Raw genomic sequence first — 17524 nt, 5'->3', positions numbered from 1 at the left:
GACCGGCGCGCAATGGATGGGGAGGCAGGAACGACGGTGGCGGAACGGAGTACGGCTGCCGTCGACGTGGCAGACAACAGCGACGAGTCGTCGCTGACCGCAGAGGCGGACCAGTCCACGGCCGACGGCGTGGCCAAGAACCGGGAGCGGGACACGGACAGCGACGAGGTACAGGAGAGCACCCGGACGGAGCCGTCCGGAAAAACCTCGCCGCCCGAACTGCACAGCGGCCACAAGCTCGCCAGACGCTACCGCCTCGAGGAGTGCGTCACCCGTCTGGACGGTTTCAGCAGTTGGCGCGCCGTGGACGAGAAGCTCCGCCGTGCCGTCGGCGTGCACATCCTCCCCGCGGACCACTCGCGCGCCCGCTCCGTGCTGGCCGCCGCCCGCTCCTCGGCTCTCCTGGGCGACCCCCGCTTCGTCCAGGTGCTGGACGCCGTGGAGGAGGACGACGTCGTCTACGTCGTCCACGAGTGGCTCCCCGACGCGACCGAACTGACCACGCTCCTCGCCGCCGGGCCCCTGGAGCCGTACGACGCCTACCAGATGGTCAGTCAGGTCTCCGCCGCGATGGCCGCCGCCCACCGCGAGGGCCTGGCGCATCTGCGGCTGAACCCCAATGCCGTCCTGCGCACCTCCACCGGCCAGTGGCGCATCCGCGGCCTCGCCGTGAACGCCGCCCTGCGGGGCGTGGCGTCCGACACCCCGCAGCGCACGGACACCGAGGCCGTCGGCGCCCTGCTGTACGCCTCGCTCACCCAGCGCTGGCCCTACGAGAGTGACGCCTACGGGCTGTCGGGCCTGCCGAAGGACATCGGCCTGATCGCTCCCGACCAGGTACGGGCCGGTGTGCACCGCGGCCTGTCCGAGCTCGCCATGCGCGCGCTCGCCAACGACGGTGCGACCGCCTCCCGGCACGAGTCGCCGTGCACCACTCCGGAGGAGCTGGTGAAGGCGATCGGTGAGATGCCGCGCATCCCACCGCCGGAGCCGGCGTTCACCGCACCTCCCGAGTACGCGCGGACGACGTACCAGCAGGGCTCCTACGGCCGTCAGACGCCGCGTCCCGGCGCCACTCAGCCGGTGCCGGTCCCGCCCCCGCTGCAGAGCCGCACGGGCAAGGTCCTCAAGTGGGCCGTCTCCGCACTCCTGATCGCCGCGCTGGGCCTCGGCAGCTGGCAGCTGGCGGACGCGCTCATGGACCAGGGCGACAAGAACGACGACCCGGGCCGGACGCAGACGAACGACGGGGACGACAAGGGACAGAAGAAGCCCGCGCCCGGCAAGCCCATCGCCATCAGCGGTGCCAGCGACTTCGACCCCTTCGGCGACCAGTCCGAGAAGCCTTCCGACATAGGGAAGGTCTACGACAGCAGCACCGCCACGTACTGGCAGACGGACTACTACCTGAGTTCGGACTTCGGCCGTCTGAAGCCCGGCGTCGGCATCGTCCTGGACCTCGGCAAGGCCCAGCAGGTCGGGAAGGTCACGCTCTCCTTCGTGGGGGCCACCTCGGTGGAACTCCGCAGTGCGGGCGCGGACGCGAGCTCGCAGCCGGCCTCCTTCGACGCCTACTCCAAGGTGGCCGAGGGCACCGGGACGACGGTGGAACTGAAGCCCGGCAAGTCCCTCAAGAGCCGGTACCTCCTGGTGTGGCTGACCAAGCTGCCCCTGCAGGCGGACGACGGCAAGTGGCGTGGCCGGCTGGCCGACATCAAGGTGAGCAGCTGACGGCATCTGCCTCGAGGAAGGGGGCCGATGGCAGACGGCACCGGGTACGACGGAGTGAGTGATCAGGACCTCCTCGCCCACCACGTCCAGGGGGACCCCGACGCCTTCGGCGAGATCGTGCGCCGGCATCGGGATCGGCTTTGGGCCGTCGCCCTCCGGACGCTGGGGGACCGCGAGGAGGCCGCTGACGCGGTGCAGGACGCCCTCGTGTCCGCCTACCGGGCCGCCCACACCTTCCGGGGCCAGTCGGCCGTCACGACCTGGCTGCACCGGATCACGGTGAACGCCTGCCTGGACCGCGCCCGCAAGGCCGCCTCCCGCAAGACCTCGCCCGTCGACGACACCGAGCGCCTGGAACAACTGCTGGAGCCGCACGAGTCGGCCTCGGCGCCGGCCGAGCGCAACGATCTCCACCGGCAGCTCATCGAAGCCCTCGGCACCCTGCCGGCCGACCAGCGCGCCGCACTGGTCCTGGTGGACATGCAGGGCTACCCGGTCGCGGAAGCGGCCCGGATCCTCGACGTTCCGACCGGCACGGTGAAGAGCCGGTGCGCGCGGGGCAGAGCCAGACTCCTGCCGCTGCTCACCCATCTCCGGCCGGACAGACACGGTGAGGACGAGAAGCCGGAGGGAGCAGGGAACCGGACACCCCGGCCAGCCGTCCCACCCGCAGCGGGACCGCGACGAGCGGAACCCCCGGAGACAGGACCGAGCGACCCAGCTGCAGTGAAGGGCGGAGGTGGACGAGCGTGACGCCGACGACTGACATGGCCGGACACCCGGACGTCGCGGAGATCTCCGACCTCGCCGAAGGCCTCCTTCCGCCGTCCCGGAGCACCGATCTGCGCCGGCATCTGGACGACTGCGAACTCTGCGCCGATGTCTACGCCTCCCTGGAGGAGATCCGCGGTCTGCTCGGCACGCTGCCGGGCCCGCCCCGCATGCCCGACGAGATCGCGAACCGCATCGACGCCGCACTCGCAGCCGAGGCTCTGCTGAACGCCTCCGCGCCGGAGACCGCAGAGGAACAGGCGACGCCTCCTCACGCCGAGTCCGATGACAGCGGCGCGCATGTTTCACGTGAAACGTCGACGTCCGCCGACCGGCCCGCGGGACGCCCTCGTTCCTCCACCACGGGGCCGGGCCGCAAGACGCGCACACGGAACGGACGCCGCAGGATCGCCGTTCTCGGCACCGTCTTCACCGTCGCCGCCCTGGGACTGGGCTCCGTCCTGCTGTCCTCGCTCGGGGACGGTAAGCCGGCGAAGGACACCGCGAGCGGCGGCCAGCCCTCCCCGGGCGACACCATCGTCGAGGGGAAGCTGCAGAAACAGGTCACCGCCCTCCTGGCTGAGAACAAGAGCGACGGAAGCGAAGGCTCCCGCACCCCCTTCGGTGCCGCGACCGCCCCCGGCGCCAACCAGCCCAGGGTCTTCCGGGAAGCCGTGGTACCTGGCTGCGTCCGTGAGGGCATCGGCCGCGACGAGGCCGCCCTCGCCGTCGAGAACGGCAGGTATCAGGGGAAGAAGGCCATGCTCGTACTGCTTCCCCACCCGTCCGACAGCACGCGGGTCACCGCGTACGTCGTCGACGCGACCTGTGTGGATCACCAGGGGTCCGCCGCCGGCAAGGTCCTCTTGGAGCGCACCTACCCGTCGGCGTGAGTGAACGCTTCGACTTCACCCTGTGCGGCATCCGGCACGGTGTGGCATTGCCGTGTGCTCGGGCACAGCGGGAATGCACGCCCCTTAGGATCCGTTGGGTGGGGTGAGAGTTCCGAGAGAAGCTCCCACCGGTCGACCGACGCAGTCCAGAGACGAGGAAACAAGCCGTGAGCGACGTCCGTAACGTGATCATCATCGGCTCCGGGCCCGCCGGCTACACGGCGGCGCTCTACACCGCGCGCGCGTCGCTGAAGCCACTGGTGTTCGAGGGCGCCGTCACCGCCGGTGGTGCGCTCATGAACACCACCGAGGTCGAGAACTTCCCGGGTTTCCAGGACGGCATCATGGGCCCTGAGCTCATGGACAACATGCGCTCGCAGGCCGAGCGTTTCGGTGCCGAGCTCGTGCCCGACGACATCGTCAACGTCGACCTGACCGGGGAGATCAAGACCGTCACGGACACCGCCGGCACGGTCCACCGCGCGAAGGCCGTCATCGTGGCCACCGGCTCGCAGCACCGCAAGCTCGGCCTGCCGAACGAGGACGCCCTCTCCGGCCGCGGCGTCTCGTGGTGCGCCACCTGTGACGGGTTCTTCTTCAAGGACCAGGACATCGCCGTGATCGGCGGCGGTGACACGGCGATGGAGGAAGCCACCTTCCTCTCGCGCTTCGCCAAGTCCGTCACGATCGTCCACCGCCGTGACACCCTGCGCGCCTCCAAGGCGATGCAGGAGCGTGCCTTCGCCGACCCGAAGATCTCGTTCGTGTGGGACAGCGAGGTGGCCGAGATCCAGGGCGACCCCAAGCTCTCGGGCCTGAAGCTGCGCAACCTCAAGACCGGAGAGCTTTCGGACCTGCCGGTGACCGGCCTGTTCATCGCCATCGGCCACGACCCCCGCACCGAGCTCTTCAAGGGTCAGCTCGACCTGGACGAGGAGGGCTACCTCAAGGTGGAGGCGCCCTCGACCCGCACCAACCTGACGGGCGTCTTCGCTGCCGGCGACGTCGTGGACCACACCTACCGGCAGGCGATCACCGCCGCCGGGACCGGTTGCTCTGCCGCTCTCGACGCCGAGCGCTACCTCGCCGCCCTCGCGGACGAGGAGCAGCCCGAGCCCGAGAAGACCTCCGTCTGACCCCCTACCCGCCCCACGCACCAACAGTTAAGGAGCCCGCCGTGGCCGGCACCCTGAAGAATGTGACCGACGACTCCTTCGAGCAGGACGTCCTCAAGAGCGACAAGCCCGTTCTCGTGGACTTCTGGGCCGCCTGGTGCGGTCCGTGCCGCCAGATCGCGCCGTCCCTCGAGGCGATCGCCGCCGAGTACGGCGACAAGATCGAGGTCGTCAAGCTGAACATCGACGAGAACCCGGGTACGGCCGCCAAGTACGGCGTCATGTCCATCCCGACGCTGAACGTCTACCAGGGCGGCGAGGTCGCCAAGACCATCGTGGGCGCCAAGCCGAAGGCCGCGATCGTTCGCGACCTCGAGGACTTCATCTCCGAGTGAGTCGGCGGTGCCGCCGCATCGGCGGTGCATGTTTCACGTGAAACACGAATGGGCCAACCCAGAAGGGTTGGCCCATTCGTTGTGACTGGCACTTCTACAGTGGCCGCAGCGCTGGTTCCTTCTGCACGGCTCCGAGAAGTCGGTCCAGCGCCATCTCGACGTCTTCCTTCCAGGAGAGCGTCGATCGCAGTTCGAGCCTCAGCCGAGGGTAGGTGGGGTGCTGCCGAACCGTCTTGAAGCCCACCGCCAGGAGATGATCGGCAGGCAGCACGCACGCCGGTTCCTTCCAACGCGCGTCACCGAATGCCTCGATCGCCTTGAACCCGCGCCGCAGCAAGTCCTTGGCGACCGTCTGGACCATGACCCGGCCCAGTCCTTGCCCCTGGTAGCCCGGAACGATGAAGGCGGTCATGAGCTGGACCGCGTCGGGGGAGACGGGACTCGTGGGGAAGGCCGTCGAGCGGGGGACATAGGCCGGAGGGGCGTAGAGCACGAAGCCCACCGGGATGTCATCGACGTAGACGACCCGACCGCAGGATCCCCAGTCCAGTAGCACCGCTGAGATCCACGCTTCCTTCTCCAGCGCGGAGGTGCCTGCCTTTACCGCAGCTTCACCGCTGACCGGATCGAGCTCCCAGAAGACACACGAGCGACAGCGGTGGGGAAGGTCCTGAAGGTTGTCCAGCGTGAGCGGTACGAGCCGGCGCCCCATGAAGGCTGATCCTCGCTTCCTCGGCCCGCCGCGTCGCGGGCGGCTGTCAGAGCGCTCCGTTCTTTAAGGAGACTGCAGATGAATCCACCGACAGCTCCCAGTCCCAAACCGGCGCTCACCAGTCCGGTCCGGCTGATCGTTCGCATGCCCCTGCCTCCCTCTCAGAGGTGGTGCCGGGTGGTCGCGCCGTACTCGATCGCATCGTATCCACGATGCGATTCCATCGATACCGCCAAAAAGGAAAGAGCGGGCCATGTTCCGGCACACACCGGACAGACCCGCTCTCTCGGCAGCACGGCCGAAACTCCGACAGGAGTCTCAGGACTCGCTCTCCTCGGAGTCGCCCTCCAGCAGACTCTTCTGCAGGACCGGCCCCTCGCCCGGTGCGAGTGAGCCGAGGATCCGCTCGAGGTCCTCCATCGAGGCGAACTCGACGGTGATCTTGCCCTTCTTCTGCCCCAGGTCGACCTTCACCCGTGTCTCGAAGCGGTCCGAGAGCCGAGTGGCAAGGTCGGACAGGGCCGGCGAGACCCGTGCACCCGCACGCGGGCCCTTGGGCTTCTGAGCCTTCTGCGGCCGCGACCCCATCAGGGTCACGATCTCCTCGACCGCCCGCACCGACAGCCCTTCGGCCACGATGCGATGAGCCAAGCGGTCCTGCTCCTCGGAGTCATCGACAGACAGCAGCGCCCGAGCGTGGCCGGCGGAGAGGACCCCGGCGGCGACCCGGCGCTGCACGGCCGGCGAGAGCTTCAGCAGGCGCAGGGTGTTGGAGACCTGCGGACGGGACCTACCGATGCGGTCCGCCAACTGATCGTGCGTGCAGTTGAAGTCCCGCAGCAACTGGTCGTAGGCGGCTGCCTCTTCCAGGGGATTCAGCTGGGCGCGGTGCAGGTTCTCCAGCAGGGCGTCCAGAAGGAGCTTCTCGTCCTCCGTGGCCCGCACGATCGCGGGGATCGCCTCGAGCCCTGCCTCACGGCATGCCCGCCAGCGACGCTCACCCATGATGAGCTCATAGCTGGAGGGACCCACCTGCCGCACGACGACCGGCTGTAGGAGCCCCACTTCCTTGATGGAGGTGATGAGCTCGGACAGTGCGTCCTCGTCGAAGACCTCACGCGGCTGCCGAGGGTTCGGCACGATGGCGTCGAGAGGGATCTCGGCGAAGTGGGCACCGATGGGTGCCGCAGGAAGCGCGGGAGCACTCGGCTGGGCCGGCTCCTCTGTTTCACGTGAAACAGTCGGCAGGGTCGCCACCTTCGCCGCGGCCACGCCACGGTCCGTCGGCAGCTTGGGCACTGCCACCGGGGATGTCGGGGCGGCGTTGCCCGCCGCAGCCTGGGCCACCGACTTTTCCGTCGGCGCAGCAGGGATCAGTGCGCCGAGACCGCGGCCCAGCCCCCTCCGTCGCTCGCTCACTGAATGCCCTCCACCATGCTCGGGTCGTTCTGCTGTGCGCCGATGTGGGCGTGGGTGGCGTCATAGCTGATGCCCACGCCCCTCAGCGCGATCTCTCGTGCCGCCTCGAGATAAGAGAGGGCACCGCTCGAACCAGGATCGTAAGTCAGGACCGTCTGTCCATAACTCGGTGCCTCGGAGATACGGACGGAGCGGGGGATGCTCGTCCGGAGTACCTCGTCCCCGAAGTGCGTGCGCACCTCTTCGGCGACCTGGGACGCGAGCCGCGTCCGGCCGTCGTACATGGTGAGCAGGATGGTCGACACATGCAGGGCGGGGTTGAGGTGCCCCCGCACCAGGTCGACGTTGCGCAGCAGCTGCCCCAGACCCTCCAGCGCGTAGTACTCGCACTGGATCGGGATCAGGACCTCCTGCCCCGCCACCAACGCGTTGACCGTCAGAAGACCGAGCGAAGGCGGGCAGTCGATGAGGATGTAGTCCAGCGGCTGCTCGTACGCCTGGATGGCGCGCTGCAGCCTGCTCTCCCGGGCCACCAGAGACACGAGCTCGATCTCCGCACCGGCGAGATCGATCGTGGCGGGGGCGCAGAAGAGGCCTTCGACATCGGGGACCGGCTGGACGACCTCGGAGAGCGGCTTGCTCTCCACCAACACGTCGTAGATGGACGGGACTTCGGCGTGGTGGTCGATGCCCAGCGCGGTGGACGCATTGCCCTGGGGGTCGAGGTCGACCACGAGAACGCGGCCACCGTGCAGGGCCAGCGAGGCGGCAAGGTTGACGGTCGTCGTCGTCTTGCCCACACCGCCCTTCTGGTTGGCGACCACGATGATTCGGGTCTGCTCGGGCCGTGGCAGGCCCTCACCGGCGCGGCCCAGAGCCTCCACCGCCAGTTGGGCAGCACGCCCGATGGGAGTGTCGTCCATCGGAGGCGGTGTTTCACGTGAAACATCCGCCCCCATCGACTCGGTACGGGGACCGGGGACCGGATCGGTCATCGGTCCCGCGATGTTGGCGTCGGACCGCACGGATTCACTCTCCTCGACTTCAGGCTCGCAATGAACAGAGCCTCCCATGTCTTCGGGGTCATGAACCAGTGAGGCCTGGCGTTCTGTGGAGAAATCCACCTCTGTGGACAACTCAGGTCCCTCATCGAGTGATCCGAGAGGCTTACGGTCGCGGGGTTCGGCCGCAGCGCGGCCACGACTGATGATGCCGTGCAGCAGTGAGCGACGTTTCACGTGAAACACGATGCACAGCAAGTCGTGCCCGAACTGTCGCGACACTCCGGCATGCATAGGTTTGGCAGCTTGTGTGGAGTACGTCTCGTCCGCAGGGCGGATCAGCGCCGTCGACGCGTCCGTCCCGTGCGCGCCGCCTTGGCCCGCTTCGCCGCGAAGCGGACCCCGCCCGGGCTCTCCCCGACCTCGACCCGCACGACCGTGGACATCGGATCCACCACGCCCTCACCCACATGCAGGATGGACGTCTCGACGGCCCCCAGCTTGCTCAGCGCTGCCGACGCGCTCTTCAGCTCCTCCTCCGCGGTGTCGCCCTTGAGCGCGAGCATTTCCCCGTAGGGACGCAGCAGCGGGATGCCCCAGGTGGCGAGGCGGTCGAGGGGCGCGACGGCGCGGGCGGTTACGACATGGACGGGCTGGATCTTGCCCATGACCTCCTCGGCCCGGCCACGTACGACCGTCACGTGATCAAGGCCGAGCAGTTCCACGACCTCGGTGAGGAAGTTGGTCCGTCGCAGCAGCGGCTCCAGGAGCGTGATCTTCAGGTCCTCCCGGACCAGGGCCAGAGGAATGCCGGGGAGGCCGGCACCGGAACCGACGTCGCACACGGTCACGCCCTCGGGCACGACCTCCGAGAGCACCGCGCAGTTCAGCAGGTGCCGCTCCCACAGGCGGGGCACTTCGCGCGGGCCGATGAGACCGCGCTGCACGCCCGCCTCAGCGAGCAGCTCGGCGTACCGCACCGCATCCGCGAAACGATCGCCGAACACCTCGCGCGCCTGCTCGGGCGCGGGGGGAAGCTCCGCTGCCTCCGTCACGGGGGACCGTCCTTCCGTACCGCGTCAGCGCACCCGCGCCGACACCAGAACCACCAGAACTATCAGGCTGACAAAGTTCGGCCCCGCCTGCGCAACAGACGGGGCCGGAAAACGTGGAGCGATCAGGCGGGCAGCACGACGACGAAGCGCTGCGGCTCCTCGCCCTCGGACTCGCTGCGCAGCCCGGCGGCCTTGACCGCGTCGTGCACGACCTTGCGCTCGAACGGGGTCATCGGATCGAGCTTCACGGGCTCGCCGCTGCTCTTGGCCTCGGCCGCGGCCTTGGCGCCCAGCTCGGACAGCTCGGAGCGCTTTTGGGCGCGGTATCCCGCGATGTCGAGCATCAGGCGGCTGCGGTCACCGGTCTCACGGTGCACGGCCAGACGGGTGAGCTCCTGGAGCGCCTCCAGGACCTCACCGTCACGGCCGACCAGCTTCTGCAGGTCACGGCTGCCCGTGTCGCTGATGATCGAGACGGAGGCGCGGTCCGCCTCCACGTCCATGTCGATGTCACCGTCGAGGTCGGCGATATCGAGCAGACCCTCCAGATAGTCCGCCGCGATCTCGCCCTCCTGCTCAAGGCGAGTCAGGGTGTCTGCACCCTCGGCAGCGGCGGAGGTGGTGCCTTCCGTCACGGGATGGACTCCTTCTTACTTCTTGGACGGGGACTTGGGCCGCTGCGGGCCCTTGCGCTGTCCGGACTGGGCCTTGCTGCGGGTGCCGTTGCCGGGCTTGGCTCCACCCTTCTTGGCAGCGGCGGCGGGCTTGGCGGCCTCGGGCTCGTCGGACTTGGTCAGCGACGTCTTCGGCTCTTGGTGCTCACCGGCCGCCTTGGCCGCGGCGGACTGCCGCTGGGACTTGCTCTGCCGCTTGGGCTGCTGCCGCTTCGGAGTGCCGGTGGTGGCGGGTGCGCCGTCCTCGGCCTGGGCCGCGGCTGCGGTCTCGCTCTTGATCACCGTGCCGTCGGCCTGAGCGGCGAGGCCGGCCTTGGTGAGGCCGTTGATGAACTTGCGCTCGGACTCGTTGCGGTCACGGCCCTTGGCGACGATCGCCTTGATGATGGCCCGGTCGCGGCGCCGGCTGACCTTGCTGTGGCCGATGACGTGCTTGTGCAGGCGCTCCAGGTAGGCGGCCTGAGCCTTGGAACCCGGGGTCGGGTTGTTGCGGATGACGTACATCTGCTGGCCCATGGTCCACACGTTGGTGGTCAGCCAGTAGACGAGGACACCGACCGGGAAGTTGATGCCGAAGACGGCGAACATGATCGGGAAGACGTACATCAGCATCTTCTGCTGCTGCATGAACGGCGTCTTCACCGTCGTGTCGATGTTCTTCGTCATCAGCTGGCGCTGCGTGAAGAACTGCGAGGCCGACATCAGGATGATCATGATGGCGGTCACGACCCGGACGTCGGTGATGGAGGACCCGAGGGCCTCCACCTTGTCGGCGCCGTCGGTGAACTTCGCCGCGAGCGGCGCACCGAAGATGTGGGCCTTCTGGGCGCTCTCCAGCAGACGTTCGTTGATCACGCCGATGGTGTCGTTCGACGCGATGCTGTTGAGCACGTGGTACAGGGCGAAGAAGAACGGGGACTGCGCCAGGATGGGAAGGCACGAGGAGAGCGGGTTGGTGCCCGTCTCCTTGTACAGCTTCATCATCTCTTCGGACTGGCGCTGCTTGTCGTTCTTGTAGCGCTCCTGGATCTTCTTCATCTCGGGCTGCAGCGTCTGCATGGCCCGGGTCGCCTTGATCTGCTTCACGAAGAGCGGGATCAGGCAGATACGGATCAGGATCACCAGGGACACGATGGACAGCCCCCAGGCCCAGCCGGTGTCGGGGCCGAAGATGGCGCCGTACACCGAGTGGAACTGGACGATGACCCAGGAGACGGGTGTGGTGATGAAGCTGAAGAGGCTGGCGATCGTGTCCACTAATCATGCTCCTTGGGCATGGGACGGTGTCTCTGCGGCCGGGCTCGAGGGACGGGACTGACCTGTGGGAGAAGTCTGTCCCTCGGTGGCCGGTTCGGCGGCGGAGGGCCCGCCCTTGCGTGCACGCCACGCGTTGCGCAGCATTTCGTGCCACCGCGGGCGCTTGCGCGGCGGGACATGGTCCACACCGCCCAGCGACCACGGATTGCATCGCAGGATGCGCCAGGCCGTGAGTGCCGTTCCCTTGATGGCACCGTGCCGGTCGATGGCCGTGTAGCCGTAGTGGGAGCACGACGGGTAGTACTTGCAGACCGGCCCCAGCAGCGGACTGATCGTCCACTGGTAGAGCTTGATCAGAGCCAGCAGCGGGTACTTCATCGCGCGCCCCCTCCCAGCAGCCGCTGGAGAGCGGCATCCAGGTCTCGGGCCAGCTGTGCTTGGTCGGCGTCGCCCGATCCGGGCAGCGCTCGTACGACTACCAGGCTACCGGGGGGCAGCTGGGCGACTCGCTCGCGCATCAAGTGGCGAAGCCTGCGCTTGACCTTGTTGCGCACGACCGCGCCACCCACGGCTTTGCTCACGACGAAACCCGCACGCGTCGGGGGAGCGCTCTCCCCAGGCGCATGCGGGTCCGTGGCACCGCTTCGAAGGTGGACGACGAGGTACGGGCGTCCTGCCCGGCGTCCTCGCCGCACCGCGGTCGCGAAGTCCTCGCGCCGCCTCAGCCGGTTCTCGGTGGGCAGCACGACGTCATGACCTGATCGGGATCAGGCGGACAGACGGGCGCGACCCTTGCTACGGCGGGACGCGAGGATCGCGCGGCCGGCACGGGTGCGCATACGCAGCCGGAAGCCGTGGGTCTTCGCGCGACGACGGTTGTTCGGCTGGAAGGTGCGCTTGCTCACTCGGGGGCTCCAGAAAGAAATCGGTGGTTGCGGGGTGCCGTCCTGGCTGTCACCGTGCGCCCACGAGTAGCTCGCAGTTACGCCCGAGTGCACCGCTGACCGATCACCCCAGTGATCTGTGCCCATCGGAGGCAGGCGGCAGCAGCCATCGACAACTCGACCTGGTTACGGTACGCGCGGCTACGCCATCCGGTCAAACCGGGAGCCCCTGGGAGACACTTGTCCACAGGCTGGGGACAACAACTTGAACCCTACCCGCCGCCCTGACTACCGTGACTGGACTCCGATTCGTTCCCTTATCCCTGCCCGACCCGATTTACATCCCGACCCGTCCCCGGATCACACCTTCGAGGGACCCGTGAGAGAGCGTGCCCTGTGGCTGACGTACCTGCCGATCTTGCCGCAGTGTGGCCACGCGTATTGGAGCAGCTCCTCGGGGAGGGCCGCGGCCAAGGTGTCGAGGCGAAGGACGAGCACTGGATCCGGCGCTGCCAGCCCCTCGCGCTGGTGGCCGACACGGCTCTGCTCGCCGTTCCGAACGAGTTCGCGAAGAACGTGCTGGAAGGACGCCTGGCGCCCGTCGTCAGCGAGACGCTGAGCCGCGAGTGCGGCCGCCCGATCCGGATCGCGATCACCGTCGACGACTCCGCCGGCGAGCCCCCGGCCACCCCGGCGCCCCCCGCCCGCCACCAGCAGCGCTACGAGGAGCCCGAGCTCCCTTCCGCGCGCCAGGACCGCGACGGCTACGACGCCCGCCAGGAGCGGGACGCCTACGACCGTCAGGACCGTGACGGATACGACGCCCGTCCGGACCGGGACCCGTACGACGGGCGCAAGGATCGCGACGGATACGACGCCCGCCAGGACCGCGACGGATACGACGGGCGCAAGGACCGCGACCCCTACGAGGGGTACGGCCGCCACCGCGCGGAGCCGCTGCCGGGCACCGGCGGCGACCAGCTTCCGCCTACGCGCGCAGATCAGCTCCCGGCGGCCCGCCCCGCCTACCCGTCCGAGTACCAGCGCCCCGAGCCGGGCGCCTGGCCGCGCCCGCAGCAGGACGACTACGGCTGGCAGCAGCAGCGCCTCGGCTTCCCCGAGCGTGACCCGTACGCGTCACCGCCGCAGGACTCGTACGGTTCGCAGGATTCCTACGGATCCCAGGACTCCTACGGCTCACAGGACGCGTACAAGCCCCAGGACAGCTACGGGTCCCCCGGCCAGGACTACCGTCCGCAGCCCATGGACCGCTCCTCCTACGACACGTCGCGGCCCGACTACGACCAGCGCGACCCGGTCCGCCGGGAGCTGCCGGACCCGCCGGCCGGCTCGGGGCACGTCCACCGGGGCGGCCCGGTCGGGCCCAATCTGCCCACGACCGGTGCGCCCGGCCCGCTGGCCGCGCAGCCCGCGCCGGCGACCGGCCCCGGGGAACCGACCGCGCGGCTGAACCCGAAGTACCTCTTCGACACCTTCGTCATCGGCGCCTCCAACCGCTTCGCGCACGCGGCCGCGGTCGCCGTCGCCGAGGCGCCCGCGAAGGCGTACAACCCCCTCTTCATCTACGGGGAGTCCGGGCTCGGCAAGACGCACCTGCTGCACGCCATCGGCCACTACGCGCGCAGCCTCTACCCGGGCACGCGCGTGCGGTACGTGAGCTCGGAGGAGTTCACCAACGAGTTCATCAACTCCATCCGGGACGGCAAGGGCGACAGCTTCCGCAAGCGGTACCGCGAGATGGACATCCTGCTCGTCGACGACATCCAGTTCCTGGCGGACAAGGAGTCGACGCAGGAGGAGTTCTTCCACACCTTCAACACCCTCCACAACGCCAACAAGCAGATCGTCCTCTCCAGCGACCGGCCGCCCAAGCAGCTGGTGACGCTGGAGGACCGGCTGCGGAACCGTTTCGAGTGGGGCCTGATCACTGACGTCCAGCCGCCCGAGCTGGAGACGCGGATCGCGATCCTGCGCAAGAAGGCGGTGCAGGAGCAGCTGAACGCGCCGCCGGAGGTGCTGGAGTTCATCGCGTCGAGGATCTCGCGCAACATCCGCGAGCTGGAGGGCGCGCTGATCCGGGTCACGGCGTTCGCCTCGCTCAACCGGCAGCCGGTCGACCTGGGCCTGACGGAGATCGTCCTCAAGGACCTGATCCCGGGCGGCGACGACTCGGCCCCCGAGATCACGTCCACGGCCATCATGAGCGCGACGGCGGACTACTTCGGGCTGACCGTGGAGGACCTGTGCGGCACCTCCCGCGGCCGTGCCCTGGTCACCGCCCGGCAGATCGCCATGTACCTGTGCCGTGAGCTGACGGACCTCTCGCTGCCGAAGATCGGCGCGCTGTTCGGCGGCCGCGACCACACGACGGTGATGCACGCGGACCGCAAGATCCGCAATCTGATGGCCGAGCGCCGCTCCATCTACAACCAGGTCACGGAGCTGACCAACCGCATCAAGAACGGCTGACGGCCGGCCCCGCACAGCGCTGAGGGCGTCTCCGGAGGACTTCCGGGGGCGCCCTTCGTCATGTCCGCCGGTGTTCCGCCCGGCACCGGCCCGCACCCCTCTGTTCGAATACGTGCCGGGTTACGGCCTCCCTCCACAGATTCGGTGACTTTCTCCCGTCCACATCCTGGGGACCGGGGAGTTGTCCAGATCGTGTCCACAGGGGGCTCTGTTGAAGGGCCATCAGACCAGCTCAGCCGCTTGTGGATTCGTGGACGAACGATCTCCACAGACTGTGGACGAAGCGGCGGTCCACAGGCTGTGCACCGAGTTGTCCACGGGCAACCCACAGGCTGGGGGCGGTTGTCCCCAGAGATCGGCCGCTTCTCCACATGGCTGTCCACTGTTCGGCAACCTGACGCGCCTCCTCACCGGGTCGAGTGAAAGGCGTCACACCGAGGTGCCGGATTGGGCTGTGGGAAAGGTGGGTAAACCTGGGGACGGCACTGGGGAGAACTCGCCTCGCCCTGTGCACGGCGTGTGCAGAACTTTCTGTTCTCCACAGCGACGCCCGGTTGTCCACCGCCGCCACCCACAGGCCCCGTGGACAAAATTCCCGCTCTGAGCAGGGCAAACGTGGTTATCCACGGTATCCACAGCCCCTACTACTACGTCCGACTAGAGAGAGAGCGGAATTCGTTTCGAAGCGGGTCCTGTGCACAACTCGCTCTCCGGTGCCCGACCGCCCCTCGTCACGACTTGACCCCGAGAGGCACCTACTGTCAGTGCGGTGCGTCAGACTGGTTCCCGGTGTCCTCCCCGACGCAGGGACCGTCGACACCGAGACAGACGACGAGGGCCAGGCAGAGCGAGAAGCGCCGGCAACAGCAGGAGGCGGCAACAGTGAAGATCCGGGTGGAACGCGACGTACTCGCGGAGGCAGTGGCCTGGGCGGCACGCAGCCTCCCGGCCCGTCCGCCGGCGCCTGTCCTCGCCGGCCTGCTCCTGAAGGCCGAGGAGGGCCAGCTGAGCCTGTCCGGCTTCGACTACGAGGTCTCCGCCCGGGTGGGCGTCGAGGCCGAGGTGGAGGAGGAGGGCACGGTCCTGGTCTCCGGCCGCCTGCTCGCGGACATCTGCCGCGCGCTCCCCAACCGGCCGGTGGAGATCTCCACGGACGGTGTCCGGGCGACGGTGGTCTGCGGCTCCTCGCGGTTCACCCTCCACACCCTGCCTGTGGAGGAGTACCCGGCCCTGCCGCAGATGCCGAACGCGACGGGCACGGTCCCCGGTGAGGTCTTCGCCTCCGCGGCCGCCCAGGTCGCCATCGCGGCCGGCCGCGACGACACGCTGCCGGTCCTCACCGGCGTCCGCATCGAGATCGAGGGCGACACGGTCACGCTGGCGTCCACCGACCGCTACCGCTTCGCGGTCCGCGAGTTCCTGTGGAAGCCGGAGAACCCGGACGCCTCTGCGGTCGCCCTGGTGCCCGCCAAGACGCTCCTGGACACCGCCAAGGCGCTCACCAGCGGCGACCAGGTCACCCTGGCACTGTCCGGCTCGGGCTCGGGCGAGGGCCTGATCGGCTTCGAGGGCGCCGGCCGCCGGACCACGACCCGCCTGCTGGAGGGCGACCTCCCGAAGTACCGCACGCTGTTCCCGACGGAGTTCAACAGCGTCGCCGTCATCGAGACCGCCCCCTTCGTGGAGGCCGTCAAGCGCGTGGCCCTGGTCGCCGAGCGGAACACCCCGGTGCGGCTCAGCTTCGAGCAGGGCGTGCTGATTCTGGAGGCCGGTTCCAGCGACGACGCACAGGCTGTGGAAAGGGTCGACGCCCAGCTCGAGGGCGACGACATCTCGATCGCCTTCAACCCGACCTTCCTGCTGGACGGCCTGAGCGCGATCGACTCCCCGGTCGCCCAGCTGTCCTTCACGACGTCCACCAAGCCCGCGCTGCTCAGCGGCAAGCCGGCGCTGGACGCCGAGGCGGACGAGGCCTACAAGTACCTGATCATGCCGGTGCGCCTCAGCGGCTGATCCCGCCCGGCGCCCGGCGAGCGGCCGGGATCCGTCGGTGGTTGTCCACAGGCTGAGGACAAAGCCGCAGGTGAGGGCGTACGAGTGAGCGCGTATGCCCACAGATGTGCGCGAGCGTCCGGGTTTAGGCTCGGACGCGGGTACCAGAGTGACCCGCGGTACGTATGTGCCGGCACGCCACGTCGCAGAACCTAAGGAACACAACTGATGGAGCTCGGTCTCGTCGGCCTCGGCAAGATGGGCGGCAACATGCGCGAGCGGATCCGCCGCGCCGGCCACACCGTCTACGGATACGACCGCAACCCGGACCTCGCCGATGTCCACAGCCTGGAAGAGCTTGTGGGCAAGCTCAGCGGACCGCGCGTGGTCTGGGTGATGGTCCCGGCGGGCGAGGCCACCCAGTCCACCGTCGACCGGCTCGCCGAGCTGCTGGAGCCGGGCGACGTCGTCGTGGACGGCGGCAACTCCCGCTGGACCGACGACGAGAAGCACGCCGAGGAGCTGGCGGCCAAGGGCATCGGCTTCGTGGACTGCGGTGTCTCCGGCGGCGTCTGGGGCCTGGAGAACGGCTACGCGCTGATGTACGGCGGCGACGCGGAGAACGTCGCCAAGGTGCAGCCGGTCTTCGACGCCCTGAAGCCGGAGGGCGACTTCGGCGCCGTGCACGCCGGCAAGGTCGGCGCGGGCCACTTCGCCAAGATGGTCCACAACGGCATCGAGTACGCGATGATGCAGGCCTACGCCGAGGGCTGGGAGCTGCTCGAGAAGGTCGACTCCGTGACCGACGTCCGGGAGGTCTTCCGCTCGTGGCAGGAGGGCACGGTCATCCGCTCCTGGCTGCTCGACCTCGCGGTCAACGCGCTCGACGAGGACGAGCACCTGGACGGGCTCCGGGGTTATGCACAGGACTCCGGTGAGGGACGCTGGACTGTGGAAGCCGCCATCGACCACGCGGTGCCGCTGCCGGCGATCACCGCGTCGCTGTTCGCGCGGTTCGCCTCCCGCCAGGAGGACTCGCCCCAGATGAAGATGATCGCGGCGCTGCGGAACCAGTTCGGCGGCCACGCGGTCGAGAAGAAGTAAGCACCACCGAAGGCCTGGGAGGTCGGCGAAA

17 protein-coding genes are annotated in these 17524 nt (G+C 68.7%); 8 read left to right on the top strand and 9 right to left on the bottom strand.

Annotated elements, in window-relative coordinates; all coding sequences use genetic code 11:
- The first annotated feature begins 36 nt into the window (after positions 1 to 36).
- The 5 genes from ABZY20_RS15795 to trxA all read left to right on the top strand — a co-directional run bounded on the left by ABZY20_RS15795 (position 37) and on the right by trxA (position 4905).
- Positions 37 to 1731, top strand: coding sequence for a protein kinase family protein (locus ABZY20_RS15795; RefSeq protein ID WP_356441934.1), 1695 nt, complete (start codon positions 37 to 39; stop codon positions 1729 to 1731).
- A 27-nt stretch (positions 1732 to 1758) separates the two neighbouring features.
- A complete protein-coding gene (sigM, locus tag ABZY20_RS15790; RefSeq protein WP_356441933.1) occupies positions 1759 to 2484 on the top strand; it encodes an RNA polymerase sigma factor SigM in 726 nt (241 codons plus the stop codon).
- A complete protein-coding gene (locus ABZY20_RS15785; RefSeq protein WP_356441931.1) occupies positions 2481 to 3395 on the top strand; it encodes a hypothetical protein in 915 nt (304 codons plus the stop codon). The genes sigM and ABZY20_RS15785 overlap by 4 nt, the downstream gene beginning before the upstream one ends.
- A gap of 167 nt (positions 3396 to 3562) precedes the next feature.
- A complete protein-coding gene (trxB, locus tag ABZY20_RS15780) occupies positions 3563 to 4531 on the top strand; it encodes a thioredoxin-disulfide reductase (protein WP_356441929.1) in 969 nt (322 codons plus the stop codon).
- A gap of 41 nt (positions 4532 to 4572) precedes the next feature.
- Positions 4573 to 4905 carry a thioredoxin gene (gene trxA / locus ABZY20_RS15775; RefSeq protein ID WP_356441927.1) on the top strand — a complete coding sequence of 111 codons (333 nt, stop codon included), beginning with the start codon at positions 4573 to 4575 and terminating at the stop codon, positions 4903 to 4905.
- A gap of 94 nt (positions 4906 to 4999) precedes the next feature.
- Here trxA and ABZY20_RS15770 read toward each other — a convergent pair whose 3' ends face one another.
- The 9 genes from ABZY20_RS15770 to rpmH form a co-directional block, all read right to left on the bottom strand.
- Complete coding sequence (locus ABZY20_RS15770; protein ID WP_356441925.1) at positions 5000 to 5617, bottom strand: GNAT family N-acetyltransferase; 618 nt, start codon at positions 5615 to 5617, stop codon at positions 5000 to 5002.
- A 318-nt stretch (positions 5618 to 5935) separates the two neighbouring features.
- The gene (locus ABZY20_RS15765; protein WP_356441923.1) at positions 5936 to 7036 is read right to left on the bottom strand and encodes a ParB/RepB/Spo0J family partition protein; all 1101 of its coding nucleotides are present in this window, start codon (positions 7034 to 7036) and stop codon (positions 5936 to 5938) included.
- On the bottom strand, positions 7033 to 8109 hold the full coding sequence (locus ABZY20_RS15760; RefSeq protein ID WP_356442255.1) for a ParA family protein: 1077 nt from the start codon (positions 8107 to 8109) through the stop codon (positions 7033 to 7035). The genes ABZY20_RS15765 and ABZY20_RS15760 overlap by 4 nt, the downstream gene beginning before the upstream one ends.
- 266 nt (positions 8110 to 8375) lie before the next feature.
- Entirely contained in the window at positions 8376 to 9092 is a 717-nt protein-coding gene (gene rsmG / locus ABZY20_RS15755) for a 16S rRNA (guanine(527)-N(7))-methyltransferase RsmG (protein ID WP_356441921.1), read from the bottom strand.
- 122 nt (positions 9093 to 9214) lie between these two features.
- A complete protein-coding gene (locus ABZY20_RS15750) occupies positions 9215 to 9727 on the bottom strand; it encodes a R3H domain-containing nucleic acid-binding protein (RefSeq protein WP_356441919.1) in 513 nt (170 codons plus the stop codon).
- 15 nt (positions 9728 to 9742) lie between these two features.
- Positions 9743 to 11023, bottom strand: a complete 1281-nt coding sequence (gene yidC / locus ABZY20_RS15745; protein WP_356441918.1) for a membrane protein insertase YidC — start codon at positions 11021 to 11023, stop codon at positions 9743 to 9745.
- A gap of 3 nt (positions 11024 to 11026) precedes the next feature.
- Positions 11027 to 11401: a membrane protein insertion efficiency factor YidD gene (gene yidD / locus ABZY20_RS15740; protein ID WP_356441916.1), complete on the bottom strand. Its 375-nt coding sequence runs from the start codon at positions 11399 to 11401 to the stop codon at positions 11027 to 11029.
- Positions 11398 to 11769: a ribonuclease P protein component gene (gene rnpA / locus ABZY20_RS15735; RefSeq protein ID WP_356441914.1), complete on the bottom strand. Its 372-nt coding sequence runs from the start codon at positions 11767 to 11769 to the stop codon at positions 11398 to 11400. The genes yidD and rnpA overlap by 4 nt, the downstream gene beginning before the upstream one ends.
- Before the next feature lie 21 nt (positions 11770 to 11790).
- Positions 11791 to 11928, bottom strand: a complete 138-nt coding sequence (gene rpmH / locus ABZY20_RS15730) for a 50S ribosomal protein L34 (protein ID WP_003956500.1) — start codon at positions 11926 to 11928, stop codon at positions 11791 to 11793.
- 375 nt (positions 11929 to 12303) lie between these two features.
- Between rpmH and dnaA the strand changes: the two genes are divergently transcribed.
- From dnaA to gnd, 3 genes are all read left to right on the top strand, one after another.
- Positions 12304 to 14397: a chromosomal replication initiator protein DnaA gene (dnaA, locus tag ABZY20_RS15725; RefSeq protein ID WP_356441912.1), complete on the top strand. Its 2094-nt coding sequence runs from the start codon at positions 12304 to 12306 to the stop codon at positions 14395 to 14397.
- Positions 14398 to 15279: 882 nt separating this feature from the next.
- Positions 15280 to 16410: a DNA polymerase III subunit beta gene (dnaN, locus tag ABZY20_RS15720; protein ID WP_356441910.1), complete on the top strand. Its 1131-nt coding sequence runs from the start codon at positions 15280 to 15282 to the stop codon at positions 16408 to 16410.
- A 207-nt stretch (positions 16411 to 16617) separates the two neighbouring features.
- The gene (gnd, locus tag ABZY20_RS15715) at positions 16618 to 17493 is read left to right on the top strand and encodes a phosphogluconate dehydrogenase (NAD(+)-dependent, decarboxylating) (RefSeq protein WP_356441908.1); all 876 of its coding nucleotides are present in this window, start codon (positions 16618 to 16620) and stop codon (positions 17491 to 17493) included.
- Positions 17494 to 17524 lie beyond the last annotated feature (31 nt).

Origin of the sequence: Streptomyces sp. NPDC006624, assembly GCF_040611555.1 — a bacterium.
GTDB lineage: Bacteria > Actinomycetota > Actinomycetes > Streptomycetales > Streptomycetaceae > Streptomyces.
The sequence above is the reverse complement of the archived record's forward strand: the minus strand, read 5'-3'. Positions and strand labels throughout refer to the sequence as shown.